The sequence below is a fragment of the Actinoplanes sp. NPDC051405 genome (genome assembly GCF_055586185.1).
This window is the reverse complement of sequence record NZ_JBVJIR010000003.1, coordinates 543,474-547,246: the sequence shown is the minus strand read 5'-3', so window position 1 is coordinate 547,246 and position 3,773 is coordinate 543,474. Positions and strand designations below refer to the sequence as shown.

Here is a 3,773-nt window from a genome sequence, read left to right as displayed (position 1 = left end):
GTCTCGTGCCCACCGGCGGGCCGATCCGGTCGGTCTCGTGCCCACCGGCGGGCCGATCCGGTCGGTCTCGTGCCCACCGGCGGGCCGATCCGGTCGGTCTCGTGCCCACCGGCGGGCCGATCCGGTCGGTGATGGGGAAGAAACCCTCGTCCGTGACCGCCGGCGACCACCACACGATCAGGCGGTGATCCGGCCGAGCCACTCCCCCAGCAGGACCTTTTCGCCGGTCGAGAGGCTGGCGATCTCAGGCAGGGCAGCGCGCAGCGCCACCGCGGCGCTCACCGGCCCCGGCTCCCCGCCGACGGGCCGGTCGGTGCTGATCGCCGCGATGACGGCCTCCCGGGCGGTGACCGACAGCGCCGGCTCCCGCTGATCCGCCGGAGTGGCGATCAGCGCGAGGGTGACGCCGGAACCGGCCGCGTGCACGAGCGAGGCCGCCAGTGATTCGGAAACCCGCAATCGGCCGGCCTCGGCGATCCGCCTGATGTGCCCGGCCAGCACGTCGGCCGCCGCGCGGGTGGCGGCCGAGGCGGCGTGGCCGGTGCGGGGTCGCCCGTACATCAGTTTGTAGAGGGCGGGGTTGGCCAGGCCGAGCTCGACGTGCAGGTCCCAGCCACGGCGCAGGTCGGCCACCGGATCCCCGGACCGCGGGGCCACGGATTTGGTGGCCAGATACTGCTGGAGCCCATGGGTCGCGATGACGTCGAGCAGACCCTGCTTGTCGCCGAAGAACCGGTAGATGGTCGGCGGTTGCACCCCGGCGGCCGCGCTGACGGCCCGCGTGGAGACGGCGTCCTCGCCGCCCGCGGTCAACAGCTCCAGAGCCGCGTTGACGATGCGGTCGCGCGTGTTGTCACTCACAAAACCAATGATATCCCAATCTTGATTCCACTGGTATTTCCAGTGATACGGTATCTGCGTTATCACTGGAAAGGACACCCATGATCATCGTTACCGGGGCAAGCGGACAGCTGGGCAGCGCCGTCCTCGACAACCTGCTGGAGCACGTGCCGGCCGGTCAGCTCGGGGCCGGTGCACGCGATCCGCAGCAGCTCACCGGCCTGCAACAGCGCGGCGTCCGGGTCCGGCAAGGCGACTTCGACAACCCCGCCGGCCTGAGCGACACCTTCGAGGGGGCGTCCACCGTGCTCATCGTCTCGGTGAACAGCACCGGGGAGGAGTCCGTGCGCCGGCACCGCAACGCTGTCGACGCCGCCGTCGCGGCGGGCGCCAAGCGGATCGTCTACACCAGCCACATGGGTGCCGACCCGGCGTCGCCGTTCCCGCCGATGCCCGACCACGCCGCGACCGAGGACGCCCTGCGGCAGGCCGGCGTCGCGTTCACCTCGCTGCGCAACGGCTTCTACGCCAGCACGGTGCCGATGCTGCTCGGGCACGCGCTGGAGACGGGCGAGTTGCGAGTGCCCGAGGACGGCCCGGTCGCCTGGACCACCCACGCCGACCTGGCCGCGGCGGCCGCGCGGATTCTGATCGACGGCGGCTTCGACGGTTTCACCCCGCCGCTGACCGGCCCGGAGGCGGTCGACATGACCCGGGTGGCCGAGATCGCCGCGCAGCGCACCGGCCGGCCGATCCGCCGGGTGGTCGTCGCGGACGAGGAATACCGGCAGGGACTGCTCGCCGCGGGCCTGCCCGAGGCCGCCGCCGACATGCTGGTGGGCCTGTTCGCCGCGAGCCGGCGTGGCGACTTCGCTCCGGCCGGCCCGACCCTGGCCGGCCTGCTGGGCCGGCCCGCCACCAGCATCGAGGACTATCTGGTCAGCTCGCTGCCTGCCGGTCCGGGGCGATGAGCGACCACACTTCGGTGTCGTGCCGGACACCTTTGTAGAGGAACTCCCCGCGCAGCACGCCGTCGAGGCGCATGCCGAGGCGGCGGGCGACGTTCGCGCTCGCGGCGTTGTCCGTGCGGCAGTGCCACTCGACGCGGAAGATGCCCCGCACCTCGATCGCCCAGTCGATGATGAGCCGGGCGGCGCGGGTGATCAGGCCGCGGCCCTGGGCGGCCGGTTCCAGCCAGCAGCCGACCTCGCAGGTGCCCGCGGCCACGTCGAAGTGGACGAACATGACGCCGCCGACCAGCGTGCCGTCGAGCCAGATGCCGTGCAGCCGGCCGCTGTCGCCGGCCGCCTTGTCCGCGTAGCGCTGCAAGGTCGCCGTCGCGGATTCCAGGTCGGTGCTGATGCCCGCCCACGGGATCCACGGGTCCACGGTGGCGCGGGCCCGGTCCATGTGGGCGAGGAATTCCGGCGCCTGCCACGGCTCCAGCGGCCGCAGCTGCGCTCCCCCGCCAAGATCGATCGCGTACATCCCGGCAGCCTACCCAGGCGTGACGACGAGCCCGGGCACCGCGACGCCGATCCGGCCCGGGTATTCGGCCGCCGCCTCGGCAACGGCGGCACGGTGGTCGGTGCCGGGCCACAGATGGGCGAGCAGCAGGTGCCGCACCCCCGCTGCCCGGGCCTGCCGGCCCGCATCCCGCGGACCGCTGAGCAGACCCAGATCATCCAGCGGTACGCCGCCCAGATGCGTCGCGTCGGCGACCAGCAGATCCGCGTCCCGGGCCAGCGCCACCACCTCAGGGCTCGGGCCGCAGTCCCCCGTGTACGCCAGCACCCGCCCGCCGGCGGCCAGCCGGATCCCCGCGTTGGGCACAAAATGCGGCAGCAGCCGGGTCGACGCGGCGAACGGGCCGACCCGGAACGTCTCTCCCGCCGTGAGCTCGTGCAGCACGTAGGCATCGTCGAGCATCCCCGGCCGGTCCAGCGCCAGGACCGCGTCGAGCGCGCCCGGCAGGGCGTAGACCGGCAGCGGCGCCGGCGGATCCGCGCTCAGCGCCCGGGCGCGCAACAGCGGGTTGAGGTCCGCGCAGTGGTCGGGGTGGCCGTGGCTGACGAAGACCGCGTCGACCGGTCCGGGCAGCCGCGGCATGGTGGCATAACCCAGATCGAGCACGAGCCGGAAACCGTCGTGCTCGACGAGGTAGCCGCTGCAGGCCGAGCCCGGCTCCGGCCACGCGCCGCAGGCCCCCAGCACGGTCAGCCGCATCCGCATCCGCAACCGCCACTCAGCGAATTCACAACAAAAAGCCGCATAGTGGAGAGCGCCCCCGTCCGGCCTTGGAGGTCTTCATGGGTCTCGTGCTCGCCATCGTGAGCTTGGTGTTGCTGCTGCTGCAGGTGTTGCTGATCGCCCGGGCGGTGCTCGACTGGACCGTGGCGCTGGCCGGGCCGTCCGCGTACGGGTCCGTGCGTTCCCGGCTCTCCGCTGGGGTGCACGCGGTGACCGAGCCGATCCTGGCCCCGGTCCGCCGGGTCGTGCCGCCGCTGCGGCTCGGCGGGATGTCCCTCGACCTGGCGTTCATCGTGGTCTTCCTGGCCATCGTGATCATCCGCTCGCTGATCGGCTGACCCCTCCTGACCTCCTCCGACCGATGACGGCCCGGCTGAGTGATCAGCCGGGCCGTCGCTTGCTCAGGCGGGCTCGGGCACGTTGCCGGGGTCGCCCTCGGGCACGTTGCCCGGGTCGTCGGGGCCGGGCATCGGCTCGACCGGGGGCGGAGGCAGCGTCTCCGGGGTGTCCGGGGACAACTCACCCGGATCGTCGGGGACGGGCTCGCTCGGGTCGATCGGCGGGTAGTTGTCCGGGTCAGGACCTGGCTGCACCATGGCCATCAGTCTGCCCCACCGCCCGCCCAGGCCGAAAACTCCCCGCTCCCCGGCGCGCCGCAAGGCCGGCGCGACCGGGACGGCCAG

At 72.9% G+C, this 3,773-nt stretch carries 6 protein-coding genes; 2 read left to right on the top strand and 4 right to left on the bottom strand.

Features of this window, described 5'->3' with window-relative positions:
• Positions 1-177: 177 nt before the first annotated feature.
• A complete protein-coding gene (locus ACZ6S4_RS10445; RefSeq protein WP_465474624.1) occupies positions 178-861 on the bottom strand; it encodes a TetR/AcrR family transcriptional regulator in 684 nt (227 codons plus the stop codon).
• 80 nt (positions 862-941) lie between these two features.
• Between ACZ6S4_RS10445 and ACZ6S4_RS10440 the strand changes: the two genes are divergently transcribed.
• Entirely contained in the window at positions 942-1,811 is an 870-nt protein-coding gene (locus ACZ6S4_RS10440; protein ID WP_465474623.1) for an NAD(P)H-binding protein, read from the top strand.
• Here ACZ6S4_RS10440 and ACZ6S4_RS10435 read toward each other — a convergent pair.
• Together ACZ6S4_RS10435 and ACZ6S4_RS10430 are read right to left on the bottom strand one after the other, a co-directional pair.
• Positions 1,780-2,328, bottom strand: a complete 549-nt coding sequence (locus tag ACZ6S4_RS10435; protein WP_465474622.1) for a GNAT family N-acetyltransferase — start codon at positions 2,326-2,328, stop codon at positions 1,780-1,782. The genes ACZ6S4_RS10440 and ACZ6S4_RS10435 overlap by 32 nt on opposite strands.
• A 9-nt stretch (positions 2,329-2,337) precedes the next feature.
• Positions 2,338-3,072, bottom strand: coding sequence for an MBL fold metallo-hydrolase (locus ACZ6S4_RS10430; protein ID WP_465474621.1), 735 nt, complete (start codon positions 3,070-3,072; stop codon positions 2,338-2,340).
• A gap of 77 nt (positions 3,073-3,149) precedes the next feature.
• On the opposite strand from ACZ6S4_RS10430, the gene ACZ6S4_RS10425 reads away from it, so the two are divergent.
• Positions 3,150-3,428, top strand: coding sequence for a YggT family protein (locus ACZ6S4_RS10425; RefSeq protein WP_360832531.1), 279 nt, complete (start codon positions 3,150-3,152; stop codon positions 3,426-3,428).
• A 63-nt stretch (positions 3,429-3,491) separates the two neighbouring features.
• On the opposite strand, the gene ACZ6S4_RS10420 is transcribed toward ACZ6S4_RS10425, so the two are convergent.
• Positions 3,492-3,773: hypothetical protein (locus ACZ6S4_RS10420; protein WP_465474620.1), on the bottom strand; the 282-nt coding region annotated here is incomplete at its 5' end.

Coding starts and splice junctions, on each gene's coding strand:
- ACZ6S4_RS10440 (WP_465474623.1), top strand. CDS start 942: ATGATCATCGTTACCGGGGCAAGCGGACAGCTGGGCAGCGCCGTCCTC.
- ACZ6S4_RS10435 (WP_465474622.1), bottom strand. CDS start 2,328: ATGTACGCGATCGATCTTGGCGGGGGAGCGCAGCTGCGGCCGCTGGAG.
- ACZ6S4_RS10430 (WP_465474621.1), bottom strand. CDS start 3,072: ATGCGGATGCGGCTGACCGTGCTGGGGGCCTGCGGCGCGTGGCCGGAG.
- ACZ6S4_RS10425 (WP_360832531.1), top strand. CDS start 3,150: ATGGGTCTCGTGCTCGCCATCGTGAGCTTGGTGTTGCTGCTGCTGCAG.